An 18,627-nucleotide genomic window follows, 5' to 3' on the forward strand; every position below is an offset into this window, starting at 1 on the left:
GCAGCTCATTAATCGCTTGGCCAACACAGATCCACTGTAGGAGTGAGCCTGCTCGCGATAGCGATAGACCAGTGAGCAATGTGGCGATTGACACACCGCTATCGCGAGCAGGCTCACTCCTACAGGGATCTGTGTGGTAACCACCATTTCATTCACAACTTGAAACCTGTGGGAGCGAGCCTGCTCGCGAAGAGGCCGGCACAGCCAATATCTTCATTGGCAGACCGGACGCCTTCGCGAGCAGGCTCGCTCCCACATTGGATATGTGTCCGGCCGGACTAATGCCCGCCCACCACCATCGAGGTAAACGGCGCCACATACGCCTGCAACGTCACCAGCCCACCGACCAGGATCGCCAACACAATCGAGTGGAAGAACACGTAGCGCAGAATCTCGCCCTCATGCCCATACCAGCGGGTCGCGGTGGAGGCGACCACGATCGATTGTGCATCGACCATTTTGCCCATCACCCCACCGGAACTGTTTGCTGCCGCCATCAGCACCGGACTGATCCCGAGCTGTTCCGACGTCACCCGCTGCAACCCGCCAAACAGAACGTTCGACGCCGTATCCGAACCGGTCAATGCCACGCCGAGCCAACCGAGCAATGTGCCGAACATCGGATAGAAAATCCCCGTCGCCGCAAACGCCAGGCCCATGGTCGCGTCAAGTCCCGAGTAGCGCGTAAGGAACCCCAGCGCCAGCATCGCCGCAATGGTGATCAGCGAAAACCGCACCACCCACAACGTGCGCAGGTATTGCTTGATCAGTTGCGGAATCGAATAACCCATCAGCAAACCGCCGACAATCGCCGCCAGCAAGATCCCGCTGCCGGTGGCGGTCAGCCAGGTGAATTTGTACACCGCTTCTTCCGCTTTCGGCGCGGCAACCACCGGCGGGACTTTTTCGATTTGCAGGTGCAGGCTGGTAAAGGTCACTGCCGGGGCGAAAATCGGGTTGGCCTCGCGCAGCGGTTTGCCCTGTGGGTCGAGCTTGACCGACTGGGTGACCGGATCAATCGCCGGACGGGTGTCGAACATATTCTTGAAGCCCTGCGTGCCCCAGGCAAACACGAACACGGTGAGGATGATCCACGGCATCCACGCGCGCATCACCGCCGGGCGCGCCTGATCACTGAACGCGGCGCTGGCGGTGACTTTTTCTTCCTCGACCTTGGAGTTGTCGACACGCCCCGACAGCGCTGCCGAGGTGTGAATGGTCGCCGGTTTCCACACCTTCAAGAACAGCGTCAGGCAGGCCATGGAAATCAGCGCGGCGATCACATCCACCAGCATCGGCCCGTGGTAGTTCGACACCAGAAACTGCGGGATCGCGAAGCTGACGCCGGCCACCAGAATCGCCGGCCAGATCTCGAGCATCTTGCGCCAACCGGCAAACGCCCAGATCAACCAGAACGGCACCAGCACCGAGAAAAACGGCAACTGCCGACCGACCATCATCGACAGCTCCATTTCATCCAGCCCGGTGACTTTGGCCAGCGTGATGATCGGCGTGCCCAGCGCGCCGAATGCGACTGGCGCGGTGTTGGCGATCAGCGCCAGACCGGATGCTGCCAGCGGCGAAAAACCGAGACCGATCAGAATCGCCCCGGTCACCGCCACCGGTGTACCGAACCCCGCCGCGCCTTCGAAAAACGCACCGAAGCAGAACGCGATCAGCAGCAACTGCAAACGTCGGTCATCGGTGATCCGCGCGAGAGAATCCTGCAGCACTTTGAACGAGCCGTTCTCGGTGGTCAGGCGATGCAGGAAGATGATGTTGAGGACGATCCAGCCGATCGGCAACAAGCCATTGGCCGCGCCAAACAACGCCGCTGAGCCGGCCATGCTCGCCGGCATGCCGAAGGCAAAAATCGAAATCAGCAGGGCGGAAGCCAGCGCCAGCAGCGCCGCCAGATGCGCCTTGACGTGGAAGAACGCCAGCGCCGCGAGCATCACCACCACCGGTACGGCGGCCATGAGCGTGGAGATCACCGGGTTGCCGAACGGGTCGTAAATTTGCTGCCAGACCATGGTCCACCTCTGCTTGTTGTTATTGAGGGCGCAGATCCATTGCGTGGGGCTAGGTTGCAAGCAGTATAGGTGGCATTTCGCCGCCGCTCGTATAGCGCGGACGGGGCGACCAACGGTCAATGGTGGCCACTGAATCAACGCTGATTTGCCCGGTCGTATCTGCGGCTGCGCGCACCGCGTCCTGAAGGCGTGGGCAGCGTCGCCGATTCCGTCGTCAAGACCTTGGTTTTAGGGAAGTGTTGAATGAAGCGTGCAACAACGATGCTGCTGACTGTGACTGCCGCCGTATTGCTCGGCGGCTGCGTCGCGGATTTTGATGATGACCACCGCCATGGCCGGCATTACGACCGCGATCATGGCCGCAATTACGACCACGATCGGCGTTGGGATGATCGCGATGATCGCCGCGACGGGCGTCGTTACTATCGCGATCGGGATGATGACTGAGCCGTGAAGTAATCGGCAGACACCCAAGCGCACAGACATGACGAGGGTGGACGCAGTAGTGGCAATTCAGTAGCATCGCCGCTTTTTCGCGCCTTCCTCCAAGGATGATCATGTCTGTCGCTTCTTTTCTGCGCTATTCGCCTGCGCTGTTCAGCTCTGTCGTAGCCGCTTTTGCACTCGTCGGCTGCACGCAGACGGGGACTTATCAGGACGCCAGCGTGCCTGACGCAGCCAAACTGCGTTTCGTCGCTAACTTGTCCAATGCCACCCTCAATTATTTCGATGCCGAGCATTGCGATGGCATGAGCACCGGGCCGCTGAACAATCTGTTTATCGCCGAGAGCCAGCGCCGGGTCGGCATGAGCGTCGCCGCACCCAAAGACGCCCGTGGTTATCTGGAAATCAAATTGCCGCCGGAAAAAGACCTGTATCTCCAGGTTATGACTCAGTTGGGGCATGGTACCTGTGGTACCGGATTCAACTTGAAACCGGAGCGCGGCGCCGAATACGAGGTGACCTTCGGCTTTACCGGACGTGGCCAGTGTTCGACGTTGGTGGAGCGTTTGCAGCGGGTGGATGGCAAGGATGTGCGTATGCCTCTGACCGTCAAGCGTGGCGGTTTTCCTGCCTGTTACGGGCGCAACGCACTTTTCCCGCAACCGCCGAAACTGCTGCCGGACACGCCAGAGCGTGCTGCGCTGATCGAGCAGATCGTCAATGGCAGCGTGATTGTCATGATCAAGCCCGACCCGGCCAAGGAGCCGCCTGCCAGCATGACGCCTGAGAAACTCGAATCGCTGATCAGCGAGCGCAAGGGCAAACTCGGTTTTGCGCTGCCAGACGAGTATTGGACGCTGTACCGTCAGAACCTTGTTGAATTCGAAAAAGAGGCGGGCACTAACAGGACGCGGGCGCTGCAAGTGGCCACCGATGAATATCGCCAGCGCCTGCGCAGCGTTGACGACAAGCAGTTGAAAGAGTGGTCGCACAGCGAAGATACATCCGGCAAGCGCGCTAATTCGGCGCCGGCCGAGCAGGAAAAACTGGCGATCATGGATTATTTTCAGGCCACCAATAAGGTGATGGCCGAGACCATCAATCATCATCTCGAGCGCATGGCGCAAATGGATACGCAGTACGACGTGTGCTCGCGTTATTCCGAGTGCTGGAAGCGCTGACTGCGTATATCGCCGATGTAAAAAAGCCCACTGAGTCGTGATGACCAGTGGGCTTTTTCATGGCCGCTCGGTTTGTCCAGGCGTCCGTTACGGCAATTGAAAGTGAGCGCTCGCCCGGACGCTGGATCGCGCAGGCACGGCGGCCTCGATGTCCAGCAAATGGGTGGCGAGAATGTCGCTCAGAAAACGGAACTGATCGTTGATGCCGACCACTTCGTTGCTGAAGTGATTGGTTGCAGCCGGCATCAGCAGATCTTCGAAATCTTCGTTGAACACCAGTGCCTGCGCCTTGTGCGACACGACGTGCTGGTCGTAATAGTTGCTGCCGAACACCGGGAAACTCACGGAGAGTGTGACGTGGGTGTGAATCATGTTGTGAACTCCTCGTTGTGTTTCGGATGGCTTAATCGTGCCTTTCATGGACGGTGTGCGGAAGGCAATCGTGGCGATGGTGAATATCGATGACAGTGATGGTTGGGGTTTTTGGGGTGTTGCTGATGGCGCCTTCGCGAGCAGGCTCGCTCCCACTTTGAAATGCATTCCCCTGTGGGAGCGAGCCTGCTCGCGAAGGCGCCAGTCCAGCCACAACCGGACAAACGGCCCGATACTCACACCTATACTCAGATCTGCATCCTCCCTGTTTAAAGGAAACCGCCACCGTGAACCCGCGTGCGCTGCTCGTCGCCGCACTGCTTCTGCTGGCCGGCTGCGCGACTTCCGCGCGGGCCCCGGTGGCAGCGCCCCAGGCCGTGTTCATCTCGCCGGCAACCTGGCAGCAGATCGACCGCGAAATCGTCAGTGCTTCGCAGCAGTCCACCGAGCAGGTCAAAGTCTTCGCCCGTGGCTCGATGGAACATTGGCGCACTCGGGTCTATCAGCAAACTGAAGAAAATTTCATCCCGTGGTTCAGCAGCTACTGGACCCAGGAATGGCTGTCGATGAAGGTCAGTTGGTACACGATCAATGCCGGTGGTGAGCAAGATGCGTCGGCCAAGCGTCTGGCGGCGTATCTGCTTGAGCAATATCAGGAAAGGGTGCTGGCGCCAGTGGCAGTGGAGGTCGATCCGGACGCGATTCTCGGCCAGGCCACGGCGTTCTATGCGCAGTTGATGGCGCAGCAGATGCCGCTTATCGCCCAGCGTCATGGTGTGCCCGTTGGTCAGCTCAATGGGCGTTTGCAGAAAGTCCCGGCCATTGCGTTGGGCCCGCCGCCGGCGCGTGATGCTTCGCTGTATCAGGTCATCAGTACCGAGCCGTTGAACACGCTGCCGGCCTACGCCGCACTGATCGACAAGATTCACACCGAGGGTGGCGCCAAAGGCATCGCCTCGACCGACGCCGGCATGGCGCCGGTGGCCAAGCGCGCCAGTCAGCGGATGGAAGCGGAAATGGCCCCGCGTGGGGCTGCCAGCGCAGTCGCAGCAGCGGCTGGGAAACTGGCTGGCGGACTGATTTCGGTGGGAGTGGCGGGCATTCGCGCGATCATTCAGGCCAATGACCGCCCTGACAGCGAAGCGCTGATCCGCAGCAGTCTGGGCAGCACCTTCGACAAGGCCTGGCTGAAACTGGTGCAAAACCCGACCACCGGCGTCATGGCCGGCACGCTGCACATGGCCGGGCAAGTCGAGCGCAATCTGGGCGGGGGCGATGAACCGTCGGTCGGCTTGGGGGTGAATCGTGTCGAATGGCAACCGCCGCAATCGACCAGTCAGCAGATCGAACCCAACGTGCAAGGAAAGTGATCATGGCTTATATCGATATTTTTGTAGCGCCAGTGCCGACTGCCAATCGTGAGCAGTACAAAAAGCACGCCGAAATTGCCGCCGTACTGTTCAAGGAGTACGGCGCCCTGAGCGTGGCCGAATGCTGGGGAGACGACGTGCCGGACGGCAAGCTCACCTCGTTCCCGATGGCGGTGAAGCTCAAGGAAGGCGAAACCGTCGCCTCGGGCTGGTTGATCTGGCCGGACAAAGCCACCCGTGATGCCGGCATGGCAAAAATGATGGAGGACCCGCGCATGCAGCCCGATGTGAACCCGATGCCGTTCGATGGCCAGCGCATGATCTACGGCGGCTTCCAATACCTCATCGAACCCTGAAGCCACCGCAAATCCATTGTAGGAGTGAGCCTGCTCGCGATAGCGGTGGGTCCGTCAATGAAGCATTGAATGTGCAAACGCCATCGCGAGCAGGCTCACTCCTACAGGTACGGTGTTCACTCGGCAGAGGGGGTGATGCGGCAGCTTTTGCGGTTGCGGATCTGCTCGTCAGTCGGCCGTTCGCGGACGAATTCGAAGCGCGGCTCACCCTCGCTGTAATGCACCAGCCAGCCCCATTCCAGTTCGCTTTCATCCTGCCCGGGATGCGGCGGCCGCGCCCACCACGGTTCTTTGCTGAGGATCTCACGCATGGCGGTCTCCGGTTGATGGCAATCCTTGAACTATAGCCAGCTGTCACGAGTCGTCAGATCAGGCTGTGTAGAATCCGGCGGATAACGATGAACAGGGGAGCAGGGCCATGACCGATGAAGCGAAGCGACTGTTTTTCGCCCTCGATTGCCCGCCGGCGCAGCGCAAGGCGATTGCACAATGGCGAGCAGATCTGGGCTTGAGAACCGGGAAACCGGTGCCTGCGGATAATTTTCATCTGACGTTGCTGTTCCTTGGCGCGGTGCCATTGGCGCAGATCAACGAAGTCTGTGAAGCGGCCGGGCAAGTGCGCACGCCAGGAGAGGCGTTGAAGATTTCGCTGGATCGCATGCAGGTCTGGCATCGCGCCGGGGTGTTGTCGCTCGCGCCGGAGCAGGCACCGCTGGCGTTACTGCGCCTGGTCTACGCGCTGGAACAGGCGATGTTACCTTTTGGTCTGGAAGAGACGCCCCGCGAGTTTCGCCCGCACCTGACGTTGGCTAGAGACTACCGTGCGCCGGAGCCGGAATCCGCTACGCCACCGGAGTTTTTCCTGCGTGCAGAACGCTTTGCCTTGTTCGAATCGCACAAGGGTCGTTATCGCGTTCTGCAAGATTGGTCGCTGATGTGAAGGCACAAAAAAAGGCGCCTGAGGGCGCCTGAGAATTCACCTGAACCGAGGGAGCCAGGTGAGGCCGTTCATAGCAGGGTGCAGCGGTGGTAAGGCGCTGCGTGAACGGGAAATTTTTACACTGATCGTTCCCACGCTCTGCGTGGTAATGCCTCTTGTGACGCTCCGCGTCACGCTTTGGGACGCAGAGCGTCCCGGACTGCGTTCCCACGCGGAGCGTGGGAACGATCATCGGCTCACTTACCGAGCTTCACCCGGGTCCAGCCACGGGTCATGATTCGCTGCGTGGCAATCGGCTGATCCGGCACCGCATACAGTGTCGCCATTACCGCTTGCGACGGATACGAACCCGGATCGTTGCGGATCGCTTCATCCACCAATGGCGTAGCCGCCGCGTTGGCGTTGCTGTAGCCGTTGCTGTTGGTGATCTCGGCGATGATGTCCGGACGCATCAGGAAGTCCATGAACAGGTACGCGTTGTCGACGTTGGCGGCATCGCGCGGGATGGCGACCATGTCGTAGAAGCTGCCGGCGCCTTCCTTGGGAATGCTGTAGTCGATCACTACGTTGTTGCCGGATTCCACCGCGCGGGCCTTGGCCTGCAGCACGTCACCGGAGTAACCGACCGCCACGCAGATGTTGCCGTTGGCCAGATCGGAGATGTATTTCGAAGAATGGAAATACGCCACGTTCGGGCGGATCTTCATGAACAGCGCCTCGGCTTCCTTGATGTGCGCGGTGTCCTTGTCGTTCACCGGGTAGCCCAGGTAGTGCAGGGCGGCCGGGATCATTTCGGTCGGCGAGTCGAGGAAACTGATGCCGCAGGCTTTGAGTTTTTCTGCGTTTTCCGGTTTGAACAACAAGTCCCAGGAATTGGTCGGGGCGTTGGCGCCGAGCACTTCCTTGACCTTGGCCGGGTTGAAACCGATGCCGATCGAGCCCCACATGTACGGGAACGCGTGGGCGTTGTCCGGATCACTGGCGGCGGCATTTTTCAGCAGCACCGGGTTGAGATTCTTCCAGTTCGGCAGTTTGGATTTGTCCAGCGTCTGATAGACGCCGGCCTTGATCTGCTTGGCCAGGAAACTGTTCGACGGCACGACCAGGTCGTAGCCGGATTTGCCCGCCAGCAAGCGCGCCTCAAGGGTTTCGTTGCTGTCGAAGACGTCATAGGTCACGCGGATGCCGGTCTCGTCTTCGAACTTCTTGACGGTGTCCGGTGCGATGTAATCGGACCAGTTGTAAACACGCAGCACCTTGTCGTTGGCCTGGGCGCCCATGACCATTGCGCCCATTAAGGACAGTGTCAGCAGAGTCCTGCCAAACATTTTCATCGGTACAACTCCATTGTTTTTATTCACGTTACGCAAATTCCCCTCACCCTAACCCTCTCCCAGGGGGAGAGGGGACTGACCGAGGGGCTGACTACATTTGTGTAGGAGCTGTCGAGTGAAACGAGGCTGCGATCTTTTGATCTTTTACATCAAGATCAAAAGATCGCAGCGTGCCGCAGCTCCTACCGGTCAAGCGGTGGCGGCTTGTTGCTGTGGTTGCCACGACTCGTTCGCCGTCTGATCCATCGCTTCCTGAATCGCTCGTTTGCGGTTGGCTTCTGCCTTGCGGCCGAAGTACCAGACCAGGAAGGTCACCAGCGACACCGCCAGCAGAATCAGGCTGGCCACGGCGTTGATCTCAGGCTTCACACCCAGACGCACCGCCGAGAACACTTCCATCGGCAACGTGGTCGAACCTGGTCCGGAAACGAAGCTGGCCAACACCAGGTCATCCAGCGACAAGGCAAACGACATCATCCCGCCCGCCGCCAGCGACGGCGCGATCATTGGAATGGTAATCAGGAAAAACACCTTGAACGGCTTCGCACCGAGATCCATCGCCGCTTCTTCGATCGACAGATCCAGCTCGCGGAGGCGGGCGGAGACTACCACCGCCACATAAGCGGCACAAAACGTGGTGTGGGCGATCCAGATGGTGACGATGCCACGCTCTTGCGGCCAGCCGATCAACTGCGCCATCGCCACGAACAGCAGCAACAGCGACAGACCGGTAATCACCTCAGGCATCACCAACGGCGCGGTGACCAGACCTCCAAACAGCGTGCGCCCCTTGAAGCGCGTCACTCGAGTCAACACGAAAGCGGCGAGGGTGCCCAACGCTACAGCGGCGATCGCGGTGTAGCAGGCGATCTCCAGCGAGCGCACTACCGAGCCCATCAGTTGCGTGTTGTCGAGCAGGCCGACGTACCACTTCACCGACCAGCCGCCCCACACCGTCACCAGTTTCGAGGCGTTGAACGAGTAGATCACCAGAATCAGCATCGGCAGATAGATGAACATCAGGCCGAAGATCAGCATGAACTTGGAAAAACCGAAGCGTTTCATCCCCGTGCCTCCATCTCTTTGGCCTGGCTGCGGTTGAACAGCAGAATCGGCACAATCAGGATCAACAGCATCACCACCGCCAGCGCAGACGCCACCGGCCAGTCGCGGTTATTGAAGAACTCTTGCCACAGCACGCGACCGATCATCAGCGTCTCCGGGCCACCCAACAGTTCGGGAATCACGAACTCACCGACCACCGGAATGAACACCAGCATGCAGCCGGCAATAATCCCGTTCTTGGCCAGCGGCACGGTGATTTTCCAGAAGTTGTTGAAGTTGCTCGAACCCAGGTCCTGCGCGGCTTCCAGCAAGCTGCCGTCGTGCTTGACGAGGTTGGCGTACAGCGGCAACACCATGAACGGCAGGTAGGCGTAGACCACGCCGATATACACGGCCGTGTTGGTGTTGAGGATCTCGATCGGGTGATCGGTCAGCCCCGTCCACATCAGAAACCCGTTGAGCAAACCGTTGTTGCTGAGGATGCCCATCCATGCGTAAACGCGGATCAGGATCGCGGTCCAGGTCGGCATCATGATCAAAAGCAGCAGGACGTTTTGCGTTTCCTTGCCGGTCTTGGTGATCGCGTAGGCCATCGGGAAACCGATCAGCAGACACATCATCGTGCTCAGCGCCGCGACCTTCAGCGAACCGAGATACGCCGACAAGTACAGCTCGTCTTCGCCGAGCAGGGTGTAGTTGCCGATGTTCAGCAGCAGCTGGAATTTCTGTTCGGCGTAGGTGTAGATCTCCGAGTACGGCGGGATCGACAGCGCGGCTTCCGAGAAGCTGATCTTCATCACCAGAAAGAACGGCAGCATGAAGAACAGGAACAGCCAGATGAACGGGATGCCGATCACCAGTTTTCGCCCGCTGGGCACCAAGCGCAGGAATTGCTGATTGAAGGTTTTCATGAGCGCAGTACCACGCCGCTGTCGTCTTCCCACCAGACGTAGACTTTGTCGTCCCAGGTCGGCCGCGCGCCACGGCGTTCGGCGTTGGCCATGAACGACTGGACGATTTTGCCGCCGGGCAATTCGACGTAGAACACTGAGTGGCCGCCGAGGTAGGCGATGTCATGCACCTTGCCTTCGGACCAGTTGTAGCGGAACTCGGGTTGGGTGGTGCTGACGAGCATTTTTTCCGGACGGATCGCGTAGGTGACCGACTTGTCCTGCACCGAGGTGCTGACGCCGTGGCCGACGTAAATCTTTTGCTGCAAGTCCGGGCTGTGAATGATCGCGTGACCTTCAAGGTCTTCCACCACAGTGCCATCGAAGGCGTTCACGTTACCGATGAATTCGCAGACCATGCGGCTGACCGGCGCTTCATAAATGTCGACCGGGCTGCCGATCTGCGCGATCCAACCGAGGTGCATGATCGCGATGCGCTCGGCCATGGTCATGGCCTCTTCCTGGTCGTGGGTCACCATCACGCAGGTCACGCCGACGCGTTCGATGATCTGCACGAGTTCCAGTTGCATCTGCGAACGCAGCTTTTTATCCAGCGCGCCCATCGGTTCGTCGAGCAGCAACAGCTTCGGACGCTTGGCCAGCGAGCGGGCGAGGGCGACGCGCTGACGCTGACCGCCGGACAACTGGTGCGGGCGGCGTTTGGCGTATTGAGTCATGTGGACAAGGCGCAGCATTTCATCGACGCGGGCATCGATTTCACTGGCAGGCAAACGGTCCTGCTTCAGACCGAAGGCGATGTTCTGCGCGACGGTCATGTGTGGGAACAGCGCGTAGGACTGGAACATCATGTTGATCGGCCGCTCGTACGGCGGCATGTCGGTGATGTCCACGCCGTCGAGCAGAATCCGCCCTTCGGTCGGGCGCTCGAAACCGGCGAGCATGCGCAGCAGGGTCGATTTGCCCGAACCGGAGCCACCGAGCAGGGCGAAGATTTCGCCCTGATGGATCTCCAGGGACACATCGTCCACGGCCACGGTTTCGTCGAACTTCTTGGTGACACGATCGACTTTCACCAGCACCTTTTTCGGTTGCTGATGACCTTCAAGTGCCTTCCTGTAAGTGCTGGAGGCGTTTGCCATGTGAAACTCCCAACAGGTTTCGTTCGCCTGGCCAATGTGGCCGGGCTTAAGTGGATTGCAAGCCTGCAAGCGCAATCTCAGTCATTACACATCCCCTGTAGGAGTGAGCCTGCTCGCGATGAGGCCATGTCAGTCGACATCTCTGTTGACTGGTCTATTGCTATCGCGAGCAGGCTCACTCCTACAGGGGAATTGCGCATGCCTGACTGACCTTGCACTGCCGAGGGCTTGGTCGGCGCCGCCGTCCTGGCTGCCTGGGTCGTACTTGTTGTTATTACGGGTGTTGCTGTTCACGAATGACGGATGTGCGCAGGCACACCCGACGTCCGTGGGGGCAGTAAATCGTTATGGATTCTTGGGGTGAGTCAGCGTTTGTTGCGCTGCGCCGCCCGTTGCCGGCAAGCCGCGCCGAATGCCTGGAAAATCTTCAGGTAGTTCGGGTTGTCGAGCACTTGCCATTCCGGGTGCCATTGCACGCCGAGGGCGAAGGCCGGGCTGTGCTCGACCGAGACCGCTTCGATCAAGCCGTCCGGCGCCACCGCTTCGGCACGCAGGCCGGGGGCGAGGCGATCGATGCCCTGGCTGTGAATCGAGTTCACCTGAAACTCGCTCGGCAGTTCCAGCGCCTCGAACACGCCGCCGGCGAGCACGGTCACCGCATGCGCCGGTGCGTACTGCACGGCCACATCCGGGCTATCGGCTTCGCGGTGATCGAGCATGCCCGGCAGCTCATGCACCTTCTGATGCAGGCTGCCGCCGAATGCCACGTTCATTTCCTGGAATCCCCGGCAAATGCCGAGCACCGGAACGCCCGCCGCGATGGCTGCACGCAATAAAGGAAGGGTAGTGGCATCCCGCGCCGGATCGTGATCCGTGCCGGGGGCGCTGGCCGGGCCTTGATAGTGGAAAGGTTCCACATTCGAGGGCGAGCCGGTCAGCAGCAGACCGTCGAGTTGACCGAGCAGGTCTTCGATTTCAGTCAGGTTGCCAAGGGAAGGAATGACCACTGGCAACCCGTTAGCGCCAACGCTGACAGCACGTACGTACTTGTCGCCGCTGATGTGATAGGGGTGCAGGCCAATCTGTTTGACGCACGCAGTAACGCCGATCAATGGCTTGAATGCCATTTTTATTCACCTCGAAGTTTGACACTTGAACGAGCTTTTCCGGAGCTTAGCCTCGTTGATTTTAATTAACAACTGCCATGTAAAAAATTCTAAACGCCGTTCATCAAATCTTCATGATTTCCGGGGCTGTGGCGTCTGTGTTGGCACGCAAGTGTTAAAAAAAGCCCGAAAAATAAACCCTGAGCGGTCATCTGTTCGCTATTGACTTCACTTTGCCGTTCGGGTTGACTGGCTCGGCGAAACAGCAGTGAACATAATAATTAACAGCTAAATAGGTGCATCATGTCGGTCCCTCTGCGTACCGTTCAACTCAACGAAGCAAACGCATTCCTTAAGAAATATCCTGAGGTTTTGTACGTCGACCTTCTGATTGCGGATATGAACGGTGTGGTGCGCGGCAAGCGCATCGAACGCACCAGTCTTCATAAGGTTTACGAGAAAGGCATCAACTTGCCGGCCTCGCTTTTCGCCCTCGACATCAACGGCTCCACGGTGGAAAGCACCGGCCTGGGTCTGGACATCGGCGACGCTGACCGCATCTGTTACCCGATCCCCGGCACCCTGAGCATCGAGCCGTGGCAGAAGCGCCCAACCGCACAACTTCTAATGACCATGCACGAAATCGAAGGCCAGCCGTTCTTCGCTGACCCGCGTGAAGTGCTGGCCAACGTCGTGCGCAAATTCGATGACCTCGGTCTGACTATCTGCGCGGCATTCGAACTCGAGTTCTATCTGATCGACCAGGACAACGTGAACGGTCGTCCGCAATCGCCACGTTCGCCGGTGTCCGGCAAGCGTCCGGTGTCGACTCAGGTGTACCTGATCGACGATCTCGACGAATACGTCGATTGCCTGCAAGACATCCTCGAAGGCGCGAAAGAGCAGGGCATCCCGGCTGACGCGATCGTCAAGGAAAGCGCCCCGGCGCAGTTCGAAGTCAACCTGCATCACGTCTCCGACCCGATCAAGGCGTGCGACTACGCCGTCCTGCTCAAGCGTCTGGTGAAGAACATCGCCTACGACCACGAGATGGACACCACTTTCATGGCCAAGCCGTATCCGGGTCAGGCGGGCAACGGTCTGCACGTGCACATTTCGATCCTGGACAAAGAAGGCAACAACATCTTCGCCAGCGAGGATCCCGAGCAGAACGCCGCACTGCGTCACGCGATCGGCGGTGTGCTCGAGACCCTGCCTGCGCAAATGGCCTTCCTCTGCCCGAACGTCAACTCCTACCGCCGCTTCGGCGCACAGTTCTACGTACCGAACTCGCCAAGCTGGGGCATCGACAACCGCACCGTTGCGGTCCGCGTGCCAACCGGTTCGGCCGATGCTGTGCGTATCGAGCACCGTGTTGCTGGCGCTGACGCCAACCCGTACCTGCTGATGGCTTCGGTACTGGCCGGTATTCACCACGGTCTGACAAATCAGATCGAACCGGGCGCGCCGGTGGAAGGCAACAGCTACGAGCAGAACGAACAGAGCCTGCCGAACAACCTGCGCGACGCACTGCGTGAGCTGGACGACAGCGAGGTCATGGCCCGCTACATCGACCCGATGTACATCGACGTGTTTGTCGCGTGCAAGGAAAGCGAGCTGGCCGAGTTCGAAAACTCGATTTCTGACCTTGAGTACAACTGGTATCTGCATACGGTCTGAGTGTTTGAGGGCCCCAAAGCCCCTCACCCTAACCCTCTCCCAAAGGGAGAGGGGACTGATTCGGGGATGCTCGGGGAATCCGCCGACCTGAACGATTTTTGCCGAATCCATATTCGACTCGGTCGTTCAGGTCGGTGCAGATCCCGAGACACTTCGGTCGGTCCCCTCTACCCCTGGGAGAGGGCTAGGGTGAGGGCAGCCATCTCAAGCCAGACCCAACACCCCGACACCCCCAATCCCCCCTTGTCGAGCCACAACAATGACAACGACCCGCAACGACTGGGAACAACGCTTCCAGTCCCTGACCATCGAAGCCCGCGCGTTCATCAACGGTGAATACCGCCCGGCCATCAGTGGCGACACCTTCGAATGCCTGAGCCCCGTCGACGGCCGTTTCCTCGCCTCCGTGGCCAGCACCGATGAAGCCGACGCCAACCTCGCCGTTGAAGTTGCGCGCCAGTCTTTTGAATCCGGCATCTGGGCGAAAAAAGCCCCGGCCGAGCGCAAGCGCATTCTGATTCGCTTCGCCGATCTGATCCTGCAGAACCAGGAAGAACTGGCGCTGCTGGAAACCCTCGATATGGGTAAACCGATCAGCGATTCGATGAGCATCGACATCCCGGCGACCGCCAACGCGATCCGCTGGAGCGCCGAAGCCATCGACAAGATCTACGACGAAGTCGCCGCCACACCGCACGATCAACTCGGCCTCATCATTCGCGAGCCATCCGGTGTGGTCGCGGCCATCGTGCCGTGGAACTTCCCGCTGATCATGGCCAGCTGGAAATTCGCTCCAGCATTGGCGGCGGGCAACTCGTTCATTCTCAAACCTTCGGAAAAATCGCCGCTGACCGCAATCCGCATCGCTCAACTTGCGCTGGATGCCGGCATTCCAAAAGGCGTGTTCAACGTCCTGCCAGGCTTTGGCCACACCGTCGGCAAGGCGCTGGCGTTGCACATGGACGTCGACGTGCTGGCCTTCACTGGCTCCACGGCGATTGCCAAGCAACTGATGATTTATGCCGGCCAAAGCAACATGAAACGCGTCTGGCTCGAAGCAGGGGGCAAGAGCCCGAACGTGGTGTTTGCCGACGCACCGGACTTGCGTGCGGCAGCACAAGCGGCGGCCGGCGCCATTGCCTTCAACCAGGGCGAAGTCTGCACTGCCGGTTCGCGCTTGCTGGTCGAGCGCTCGATCCGCGAGCAATTCATTCCGCTGTTGGTGGAAGCGCTGCAAGCGTGGCAACCGGGTCATGCACTCGACCCGGCGACCACCGTCGGTGCCGTGGTCGATCAGCGTCAACTCGACAACGTGCTGCGCTACATCAGCATCGGTCGCGGGCAGGGCGCCGAGCTGATCGCCGGCGGCCAACGCACCCTCGAAGAAACCGGCGGCCTCTATGTGCAGCCGGCGCTGTTCGACGGCGTGACCAACGCGATGACCATCGCCCAGGAAGAAATCTTCGGCCCGGTGCTGTCGCTGATCACCTTCGACACCGCTGAAGAAGCGCTGCAGATCGCCAACGACAGCATCTTCGGCCTCGCCGCCGGTGTATGGACCAGCAACCTCAGCAAGGCGCACACCTTCGCCCGTGGCCTGCGTGCCGGCAGCGTCTGGGTCAACCAGTACGACGGCGGCGACATGACCGCACCGTTCGGTGGCTTCAAACAGTCGGGCAACGGTCGCGACAAATCGCTGCACGCGTTCGACAAGTACACCGAGCTGAAAGCGACCTGGATCAAGCTCTGACTCTATTACAGCGGTGGTCGCCGTTTATTGGCGGCCCTCGGAGAAACGTATGAAACAGCAACACGTAAACAGCTACTACGCCGCCACCCGCAATGAAGTCATCGACTTTCCGGTTCTGGAAGAGTCGGTCGAGTGCGATGTCTGCATCATCGGCGCCGGTTACACCGGCCTGTCCTCGGCGCTGTTCCTCACCGAAGCCGGCTACAAAGTGACGGTGCTGGAAGCGGCAAAAGTCGGCTACGGCGCCAGCGGTCGCAATGGCGGTCAACTGGTCAACTCGTACAGCCGCGACGTCGACGTGATCGAAGCGCGCTATGGCGACAAGACTGCGGAAATCCTCGGCAGCATGATCTTCGAAGGCGCCGACATCATCCGTTCGCGCATCAAGGAGTACGACATCAAATGCGACTATCGCCCAGGCGGCATCTTCGCAGCGATGAACAAGAAACAACTCAACGGTCTGGCTGAGCAGAAGCGTGGCTGGGAACGTTACGGCAACAACAATCTGAAGATGCTCGACGCGGCTGAGATTCGTCGTGAAGTTGGCTCTGATGCTTACGTTGGCGGCTTGCTCGACATGCAGGGCGGCCACGTTCATCCGTTGAACCTGGCACTGGGTGAGGCGGCAGCCATCGTGCGTCTGGGCGGCAAAATCTACGAGCAATCGGCGGCCGTGGAAATCAAATATGGCGAGCCCAACGTCGTGCGCACCGCCAAAGGTCAGGTCCGCGCCAAGTACTTGCTGATCGCCGGCAACGCTTATCTGCCGCAAGGTCTCGACAACCGCGTGACCGCGAAAAGCATGCCGTGCGGTTCGCAGATCGTCGTCACCGAACCCTTGACCGAGAAACAGGCGCGCAGCCTGATCACCAACAACTACTGCGTTGAAGACTGCAACTATTTGCTGGATTACTACCGCCTCACCGCTGACAACCGTTTGCTATACGGCGGCGGCGTGGTCTACGGCGCACGCGAACCGGACGACATCGAACAACTGATCCGCCCGAAGATCCTCAAGACCTTCCCGCAGCTCAAAGACGTCAAGATTGACTACCGCTGGACCGGCAACTTCCTGCTGACCATGTCACGCATGCCGCAATTCGGCCGCATCGAAAAAAACGCCTACTACATGCAAGGCTACAGCGGCCACGGCGTCACTTGCTCGCACCTCGCCGGCAAACTGATCTCGGAAATGATCCGCGGCGACGCCGAACGTTTCGATGCTTTCGCATCGCTGCCGCACATGCCAATGCTCGGCGGCCGCACCTTCTCCGCGCCGCTCACCGCCCTCGGCGCCGTCTACTATTCGCTGCGCGACCGCTTCGGCATTTAAGTTACCTCCCCGGCGGCGGTCTCCAAGACCCCGCCGGTTTTTCTTATCGCAACACTCCCTGATATCCAAATGTGGGAGCTGGCTTGCCAGCGATGAGGCCAGCAAACACAACATCAATCCGACTGAAACACTAAAGATCAAATTGTAGGAGTGAGCCTGCTCGCGATGAGGTTAGAAAAGACACCATCACTCCCGCTGACACACCACAAAACCTGTGGGAGCTGGCTTGCCAGCGATGGCGGTCTTTCAGCAAAAGGGATGTTGAATGTGCCACCCAATCGCTGGCAAGCCAGCTCCCACAGGTTTTGTATTCAGCCCAGAATTACCACCGGCGGGTTCATTTCACCCACCGTCCATCGAACCTGCTGAGCAACACCACCAAACGTGATTTAATAGCCGCCTTTCACGGTTCCGGGACACGGGAGCAACGTGATCCGCGCCCCGGCGCGTCACCCGCCACCCACCCCCATTACCCTTAAGTACTCCTCACATAAGGCTGTCATGGATACGGGTTCTCGACTCAAACTAGTACGCGAAAGCTACAAACTCTCCCAGCGCGAGCTGGCCCGGCGTAGCGGCGTGACCAATGCCACCATCTCCCTGATCGAACAGAATCGCGTCAGCCCCTCCGTCAGCTCCCTGAAAAAGCTGCTCGAAGGCATACCGATGTCCCTGGCCGACTTCTTCACCTTCGACCAGCCCCCACGCGAACACCAATACGTGTTCCGTGCCAATGAACAGCCTGATCTGGGCCGCCATGGTTTGCGCCTGCTGCTGATCGGCGCCTCGGTACCAAGCCGCCAGATGCGCTTGCTGCGCGAGCAATACGCACCGGGCGCGAGCTCCGGGGAAGAGCCGATTGTGCATGCGGAAGGCGAGGAGTGTGGGTTGGTGACGCGGGGCACGGTTGAGTTGACCGTGGATGGGTCGGTGAGTGTGTTGAATGCGGGGGATGGGTATTACTTCCCGACGACGCTGCCGCATAAGTTCCGGAATATCGGGGCGGATGAGGCTGAGATAATTAGTGCGAATACGCCGGCTAACTTCTGATCACTGTTTAGATTAGGCGCACGTTGTAAATAAATCCGACACCTTTTATTGGGTGTCGGATTTTTTGTGCGTGGATGAAATGTTTGTAGGGGGTAGGGTTTTGATTTGTAGGAAGGTTCTGAATGGTTGCGTGAAGATGCAGGGTCAATGGTGTTGTGGCTTTATTGGCATGTTTACATTGCGTGGCGGTTCAATTTTTCGAGGCTGAAAACTGGTCTTGAGGTTTTTGGGTGAGTTAATGAAGTTGTTTGATCTTCGGTATTATTTTAGTGTCTTCTGTCTTGTTGCCGGTTCCGCTGGTTTCTGGGCGGTAATGATTGTGAGTGGTATTCGTCAGTTCATCGATCTAGAGGGAGGGTTGCTTTGGGGGGTATTCTGGGGTGTTTATGTGTTTCTTATGGTGTTTGATTGTATTTATAATTTACCGCGACTTCGTAATGTGCTCCGTGGCGAGATGATTGAGGAAAAATATTATAGTCTACGAGTCGCATGGGTTCAGATAGTTATTGTATCTATAGCTGCGACCTTTATTTTTACTCCTTTTTTAATGGAGTTTGATTTTT

General features: G+C 59.0%; 17 protein-coding genes. 9 read left to right on the forward strand and 8 right to left on the reverse strand.

Annotation, left to right across the window (positions count from 1 at the left end; all coding sequences use genetic code 11):
* Positions 1-278 precede the first annotated feature (278 nt).
* Entirely contained in the window at positions 279-2,033 is a 1,755-nt protein-coding gene (locus tag CKW17_RS01230; RefSeq protein ID WP_095118348.1) for an L-lactate permease, read from the reverse strand.
* 243 nt (positions 2,034-2,276) lie between these two features.
* Between CKW17_RS01230 and CKW17_RS01235 the strand changes: the two genes are divergently transcribed.
* Both CKW17_RS01235 and CKW17_RS01240 read left to right on the forward strand, forming a co-directional pair.
* Positions 2,277-2,480, forward strand: a complete 204-nt coding sequence (locus tag CKW17_RS01235) for a hypothetical protein (RefSeq protein ID WP_007918829.1) — start codon at positions 2,277-2,279, stop codon at positions 2,478-2,480.
* Between the two features lie 110 nt (positions 2,481-2,590).
* A complete protein-coding gene (locus CKW17_RS01240) occupies positions 2,591-3,658 on the forward strand; it encodes a hypothetical protein (RefSeq protein WP_224795143.1) in 1,068 nt (355 codons plus the stop codon).
* 87 nt (positions 3,659-3,745) lie between these two features.
* Here the strand turns inward: CKW17_RS01240 and CKW17_RS01245 are convergent, their stop codons facing one another.
* Positions 3,746-4,030 (reverse strand): hypothetical protein, encoded by a 285-nt coding sequence (locus CKW17_RS01245; RefSeq protein WP_095118350.1) that lies wholly within the window; start codon positions 4,028-4,030, stop codon positions 3,746-3,748.
* Positions 4,031-4,317: 287 nt separating this feature from the next.
* Between CKW17_RS01245 and CKW17_RS01250 the strand changes: the two genes are divergently transcribed.
* Positions 4,318-5,400 carry a hypothetical protein gene (locus tag CKW17_RS01250; protein WP_095118351.1) on the forward strand — a complete coding sequence of 361 codons (1,083 nt, stop codon included), beginning with the start codon at positions 4,318-4,320 and terminating at the stop codon, positions 5,398-5,400.
* A gap of 2 nt (positions 5,401-5,402) precedes the next feature.
* Positions 5,403-5,756 (forward strand): DUF1428 domain-containing protein, encoded by a 354-nt coding sequence (locus CKW17_RS01255; protein ID WP_095118352.1) that lies wholly within the window; start codon positions 5,403-5,405, stop codon positions 5,754-5,756.
* 116 nt (positions 5,757-5,872) lie between these two features.
* Here the strand turns inward: CKW17_RS01255 and CKW17_RS01260 are convergent, their stop codons facing one another.
* Positions 5,873-6,067: a hypothetical protein gene (locus CKW17_RS01260; RefSeq protein WP_095118353.1), complete on the reverse strand. Its 195-nt coding sequence runs from the start codon at positions 6,065-6,067 to the stop codon at positions 5,873-5,875.
* A 107-nt stretch (positions 6,068-6,174) separates the two neighbouring features.
* On the opposite strand from CKW17_RS01260, the gene thpR reads away from it, so the two are divergent.
* Positions 6,175-6,696 carry an RNA 2',3'-cyclic phosphodiesterase gene (thpR, locus tag CKW17_RS01265; protein WP_095118354.1) on the forward strand — a complete coding sequence of 174 codons (522 nt, stop codon included), beginning with the start codon at positions 6,175-6,177 and terminating at the stop codon, positions 6,694-6,696.
* Positions 6,697-6,932: 236 nt separating this feature from the next.
* On the opposite strand, the gene CKW17_RS01275 is transcribed toward thpR, so the two are convergent.
* From CKW17_RS01275 to CKW17_RS01295, 5 genes are all read right to left on the reverse strand, one after another.
* Complete coding sequence (locus tag CKW17_RS01275; protein ID WP_007919260.1) at positions 6,933-8,030, reverse strand: polyamine ABC transporter substrate-binding protein; 1,098 nt, start codon at positions 8,028-8,030, stop codon at positions 6,933-6,935.
* Between the two features lie 189 nt (positions 8,031-8,219).
* The gene (locus CKW17_RS01280) at positions 8,220-9,095 is read right to left on the reverse strand and encodes an ABC transporter permease subunit (RefSeq protein ID WP_095113595.1); all 876 of its coding nucleotides are present in this window, start codon (positions 9,093-9,095) and stop codon (positions 8,220-8,222) included.
* Entirely contained in the window at positions 9,092-10,006 is a 915-nt protein-coding gene (locus CKW17_RS01285) for an ABC transporter permease subunit (protein ID WP_095118355.1), read from the reverse strand. The genes CKW17_RS01280 and CKW17_RS01285 overlap by 4 nt, the downstream gene beginning before the upstream one ends.
* Positions 10,003-11,145, reverse strand: a complete 1,143-nt coding sequence (locus CKW17_RS01290; RefSeq protein ID WP_007919249.1) for an ABC transporter ATP-binding protein — start codon at positions 11,143-11,145, stop codon at positions 10,003-10,005. The genes CKW17_RS01285 and CKW17_RS01290 overlap by 4 nt, the downstream gene beginning before the upstream one ends.
* A 365-nt stretch (positions 11,146-11,510) precedes the next feature.
* Positions 11,511-12,272, reverse strand: coding sequence for a gamma-glutamyl-gamma-aminobutyrate hydrolase family protein (locus CKW17_RS01295; RefSeq protein WP_095118356.1), 762 nt, complete (start codon positions 12,270-12,272; stop codon positions 11,511-11,513).
* A 282-nt stretch (positions 12,273-12,554) separates the two neighbouring features.
* Between CKW17_RS01295 and CKW17_RS01300 the strand changes: the two genes are divergently transcribed.
* The 4 genes from CKW17_RS01300 (at position 12,555) to CKW17_RS01315 (ending at position 18,064) form a co-directional block, all read left to right on the forward strand.
* On the forward strand, positions 12,555-13,931 hold the full coding sequence (locus tag CKW17_RS01300; protein ID WP_007918694.1) for a glutamine synthetase family protein: 1,377 nt from the start codon (positions 12,555-12,557) through the stop codon (positions 13,929-13,931).
* Between the two features lie 259 nt (positions 13,932-14,190).
* Complete coding sequence (locus tag CKW17_RS01305) at positions 14,191-15,681, forward strand: aldehyde dehydrogenase (RefSeq protein ID WP_095118357.1); 1,491 nt, start codon at positions 14,191-14,193, stop codon at positions 15,679-15,681.
* 49 nt (positions 15,682-15,730) lie between these two features.
* Positions 15,731-17,014: an FAD-binding oxidoreductase gene (locus CKW17_RS01310; protein WP_095118358.1), complete on the forward strand. Its 1,284-nt coding sequence runs from the start codon at positions 15,731-15,733 to the stop codon at positions 17,012-17,014.
* Positions 17,015-17,515: 501 nt separating this feature from the next.
* Positions 17,516-18,064 carry a cupin domain-containing protein gene (locus tag CKW17_RS01315; RefSeq protein WP_007950154.1) on the forward strand — a complete coding sequence of 183 codons (549 nt, stop codon included), beginning with the start codon at positions 17,516-17,518 and terminating at the stop codon, positions 18,062-18,064.
* The last annotated feature ends 563 nt before the right edge of the window (positions 18,065-18,627 follow it).

The sequence above is a fragment of the Pseudomonas sp. Irchel s3f10 genome (genome assembly GCF_900187515.1).
Lineage (GTDB): Bacteria > Pseudomonadota > Gammaproteobacteria > Pseudomonadales > Pseudomonadaceae > Aquipseudomonas > Aquipseudomonas tensinigenes.

Coding starts and splice junctions, on each gene's coding strand:
- CKW17_RS01230 (WP_095118348.1), bottom strand. CDS start 2,033: ATGGTCTGGCAGCAAATTTACGACCCGTTCGGCAACCCGGTGATCTCC.
- CKW17_RS01235 (WP_007918829.1), top strand. CDS start 2,277: ATGAAGCGTGCAACAACGATGCTGCTGACTGTGACTGCCGCCGTATTG.
- CKW17_RS01240 (WP_224795143.1), top strand. CDS start 2,591: ATGTCTGTCGCTTCTTTTCTGCGCTATTCGCCTGCGCTGTTCAGCTCT.
- CKW17_RS01245 (WP_095118350.1), bottom strand. CDS start 4,030: ATGATTCACACCCACGTCACACTCTCCGTGAGTTTCCCGGTGTTCGGC.
- CKW17_RS01255 (WP_095118352.1), top strand. CDS start 5,403: ATGGCTTATATCGATATTTTTGTAGCGCCAGTGCCGACTGCCAATCGT.
- CKW17_RS01260 (WP_095118353.1), bottom strand. CDS start 6,067: ATGCGTGAGATCCTCAGCAAAGAACCGTGGTGGGCGCGGCCGCCGCAT.
- thpR (WP_095118354.1), top strand. CDS start 6,175: ATGACCGATGAAGCGAAGCGACTGTTTTTCGCCCTCGATTGCCCGCCG.
- CKW17_RS01275 (WP_007919260.1), bottom strand. CDS start 8,030: ATGAAAATGTTTGGCAGGACTCTGCTGACACTGTCCTTAATGGGCGCA.
- CKW17_RS01280 (WP_095113595.1), bottom strand. CDS start 9,095: ATGAAACGCTTCGGTTTTTCCAAGTTCATGCTGATCTTCGGCCTGATG.
- CKW17_RS01285 (WP_095118355.1), bottom strand. CDS start 10,006: ATGAAAACCTTCAATCAGCAATTCCTGCGCTTGGTGCCCAGCGGGCGA.
- CKW17_RS01290 (WP_007919249.1), bottom strand. CDS start 11,145: ATGGCAAACGCCTCCAGCACTTACAGGAAGGCACTTGAAGGTCATCAG.
- CKW17_RS01295 (WP_095118356.1), bottom strand. CDS start 12,272: ATGGCATTCAAGCCATTGATCGGCGTTACTGCGTGCGTCAAACAGATT.
- CKW17_RS01300 (WP_007918694.1), top strand. CDS start 12,555: ATGTCGGTCCCTCTGCGTACCGTTCAACTCAACGAAGCAAACGCATTC.
- CKW17_RS01305 (WP_095118357.1), top strand. CDS start 14,191: ATGACAACGACCCGCAACGACTGGGAACAACGCTTCCAGTCCCTGACC.
- CKW17_RS01310 (WP_095118358.1), top strand. CDS start 15,731: ATGAAACAGCAACACGTAAACAGCTACTACGCCGCCACCCGCAATGAA.
- CKW17_RS01315 (WP_007950154.1), top strand. CDS start 17,516: ATGGATACGGGTTCTCGACTCAAACTAGTACGCGAAAGCTACAAACTC.